3 protein-coding genes are annotated in these 3,451 nt (G+C 59.1%); 1 reads left to right on the plus strand and 2 read right to left on the minus strand.

The annotated features are described in order from the left end of the window. Positions 1-23: 23 nt before the first annotated feature. Together ACA043_RS09845 and ACA043_RS09850 are read right to left on the minus strand one after the other, a co-directional pair. On the minus strand, positions 24-1,028 hold the full coding sequence (locus tag ACA043_RS09845) for a terpene synthase family protein (RefSeq protein ID WP_497659078.1): 1,005 nt from the start codon (positions 1,026-1,028) through the stop codon (positions 24-26). 182 nt (positions 1,029-1,210) lie between these two features. Next, the gene (locus ACA043_RS09850; RefSeq protein ID WP_497659079.1) at positions 1,211-2,344 is read right to left on the minus strand and encodes a cupin-like domain-containing protein; all 1,134 of its coding nucleotides are present in this window, start codon (positions 2,342-2,344) and stop codon (positions 1,211-1,213) included. A 129-nt stretch (positions 2,345-2,473) separates the two neighbouring features. Between ACA043_RS09850 and ACA043_RS09855 the strand changes: the two genes are divergently transcribed. After that, on the plus strand, positions 2,474-3,211 hold the full coding sequence (locus tag ACA043_RS09855) for a thioesterase II family protein (RefSeq protein ID WP_497659080.1): 738 nt from the start codon (positions 2,474-2,476) through the stop codon (positions 3,209-3,211). Positions 3,212-3,451: the final 240 nt, after the last annotated feature.

Here is a 3,451-nt window from a genome sequence, read left to right on the forward strand (position 1 = left end):
GCATCGCGTATTAAAACGATCGCTCAGACGTGATAACGCGCACTGTGTTTATGCCATTCCCGATTGCCCGCAATCCAAGTGGTCAAGCCGTTCAGATAGCGTTTGGTCAAAGGCGTGGCAGTGCTCAGCAATTGCTTTTCAAGCGTTACGTATTCCTGCATGACGGCATCATGAATATCCGCCGATTTATCGATGGCGTCTTGAAGCGAGCAGTCGTGTCTGGCCGCCAGCAGGTAGGGAAGCTTGAAGTCTCCCGTTTCCTTGAGGTGCTCTTTGTAAGCGGAGTACAAGTCGTTGACCAACGTCGTGGCCAGTGCTGCCAGCGCGCTGATGTGGTGAATCTCCGGCTGGGAATACAGGTTGGCGGGTACTTCGTATCCCCCGATAGCATCAATCAGAACCAGACAGGGCCAGAAACTGTTGACCTGTCGGCTGGCCAGGTATTCCGCGATGGTGGGTTGGGTGCCATAGATACGCCACGGAGCTTCGGCAGCCATGGTGACAAACATGGCAATGGTGATTTGCCGGACTCGAGCCACTTGTGAGGGTGTGCAGAAATGACCCACGCGTGTCATGTAAGACAGCAATCCTCTGATCACCGGGTCGCGCGATTGTTGTTGCGAGAGTTCTTCATCGAAAGGCGCAGGCAAATAAACCGGGTCGATAGCCGTGATGGCGAACGACAGCATTTGGGCCACATTCTCAGGGCGGCCGCCAAGCGATTGGTCGTCACAATAATGGTCATCCACCGCGAACAATGCCGCGAAACACTGCGCTGCGAGCAGCAACCTGTCCGGATCGTCCGTGTCGGCATGGCACAACATTGCATAGCGGCCGAAGTCACTGGCGCGCAGTTTCTCGTGTTTACCGGCAAAGATACCCACGCTCGGTATCCACGCCATCAGACGCTCGTTGACCTCCTGGCCCAACGCCTCATCAATGCGTGTGGGTGGAGGGCAAAAGAGTTCGCGCACGACAAAGGGCGCAATTGCGCTGCGTGGTTGTGACGAGATCGTGGGCTGATTCATGGTGTGCTCCTGTTATCGACGCTGACTCAGGACACTGAACGCAATAGTCGGGTCCGTGCTTGACGGGCGAGTTCCTGCGTAAGTAACGGTGGGAGTATGAATGCGCTTTGTCGGGAGAAAGCGCACCTGTCAGGTCTGACAGGTGCGCAGGTTTTGCGACGGGTGGTGGAGTCACTCGCGGCTTACCAACCGCGCCCCGAATTCACCCAAAAATTCACCGACAACGACGTCGACACCGACTCGACCTGATGGAACCAGCCCTCAGGCAGGAACAGCAGATCCCCGGCCTCAAGTGTCACGCGCAGAAACGTCACATCCCGCGCCGCCGGGAAGCGTTCGTAGTCCGGCGCATCCGGGTTGAAATCGCAGCCATCCAGCCCGCCCTTGGGCGCGGTCGACCAGGTGCCCAGCGCTTCACGATGATGCGGTGCGGCGAGGGTGAATTTCTTCTGTCCCCACACCTGCGCAAACAGATTGTCGGTGTCATCGCGATGCAGTGGCGTCAGCGTGCCTTTGGGGCCGATCCAGATGCGCGGCGGAATGAACTGCGAGGGATCGAAGTAGCCCGGGTATTTGATCTGCTGCATCAATTGCGCCGGCAGAATGTTGTTGCCCATGTAGGCCGGTGGTTCGCCGTCTGCGCCTTTGGCCGCAGGCTTGTCCAGCGAAGCAATGAAGTCGGCCATGGAGGTGGAGCGGAAATCACGTTCGGTGGAGAAGGTCTTCTTCACGTAATCGCCATGGCGGGTGATGCCTTGCAGTTCGGCGAAATGCACCAGCGACTCTTCGCGACTCAATTTGAACAACGGCCAGTCATGCAGCGCGTTGCTGATCACCACGGGAATGCCATGGGGCAGATAGCGGCTCTTGAACTCGGTCACCGACAGCTCGCTGCGCGAACGTCGCTCGACGTTCAGTTGGGTCGGCAGGCCGGCGGTGAGCTTTTCACTGAAGCGCGGCGGCGTCGGGTAACGCTTGTTCATGTCGACTTTTTCCGCCACGGCGCCGCCGTGCATCGCATGCTCGATGATCTGCGGCAGCAGGGTCGCCAGGCCCATGTTGCCGCCGATCTTCAGGCGACCGCTGGCGAACAGTTCTTCGACGTTGGCCATGCCGCCCATGATCCCGAGGAAGTCGCGCTCGGCGACTTCGATGGTCACATCAGGGCTCGCGTGTCGGCCAGACACGGTGCGACTGCTGGCCTTGACCTCGGACCAGTAGGCCTGCTGCGGGCCAAACACGAATTGAAAAACGCCTTCGATGCCGACGGCACCGGCATTGGCGAACAACTTGCCCAGGATGCTCTGCAGGTCCACGGTGAATCCTCATTATTGGTTTTGGCCTGAACAGTTAACGAGCGCCTGTGCAGAGGATTTAGCGGGCGCCGACTAATTTGATCGGGCCGCGATCCGTTTCTCTCTACAGACGAATTTTTTGAGGGGAGCGTGGTGACCAAGCTGACTCTGCTGTGCCTGCCGTACTCCGGCGCCAGCGCGATGGTCTACAGCCGCTGGCGGCCGAAGATGCCGCAATGGTTGCACTTGCAGCCGGTGGAACTGCCGGGGCGCGGCGCGCGGTTCGACGAGCCGCTGCACACCGACATGCGAGCGCTGGCGATGCAATTGGCCAAGGAATTGCGCCCGACACTCAAGACCCCGTACGCGCTGTTCGGTCATAGCCTCGGCGCGTTGCTGGCCTGCGAAATGGCGCATGCCTTGCGCGCGCTGGGATGTCCGGAGCCGGTGGCACTGTTTGCCTCGGGCACGGCGGCGCCGACGATGCGCGCCGATTACGATCGCGGCTTTGCCGAGCCGAAAACCGATGCCGAGCTGATCGAGCAATTGCGCACGCTCAACGGGACGAGCGAGGAGGTTCTGGCCAATGCCGAGCTGATGAGCCTGACCTTGCCGATCCTGCGGGCGGACTTTCAGTTGTGCGGCAAATTCAAGCCCTTGCAGCGACCGCTGCTCAACTGCCCGGTGCATGTGCTCGGCGGCAAGGCTGACCGCGCCACCACCGAGCAATTGATCGGCTGGAGCAAGGAAACCCGTGGCAGCTTCTCGGTGGGCATGCTGGCCGGTGGGCACTTCTTCATCCATGAGCACGAAGCCAAAGTGCTGAAGGTGATCAAGGATCAACTGGATGTGCACCATCGCCGGCATGCCATGGCTGCAACAGCCTGACCAACGCCGTTTCCCCTGTAGGAGCTGCGGCACGCTGCGATCTTTTGATCTTGATCTTTAAAATCAAAAGATCGCAGCCTCGTTTCACTCGACAGCTCCTACAGGGAGCTGTACACAAAAAATCCCAGCCCCACCTCCCGCCTGACAGTTGTTCTCATTCGCTAATTTTTCCGGTCTGCATTCGTTTTATAGGGACGACGTGCCTTTGTGCTGCCTGCCTACTGATCCGGATGCCAAGAA

The sequence above is a fragment of the Pseudomonas sp. LBUM1648 genome (assembly GCF_059716145.1).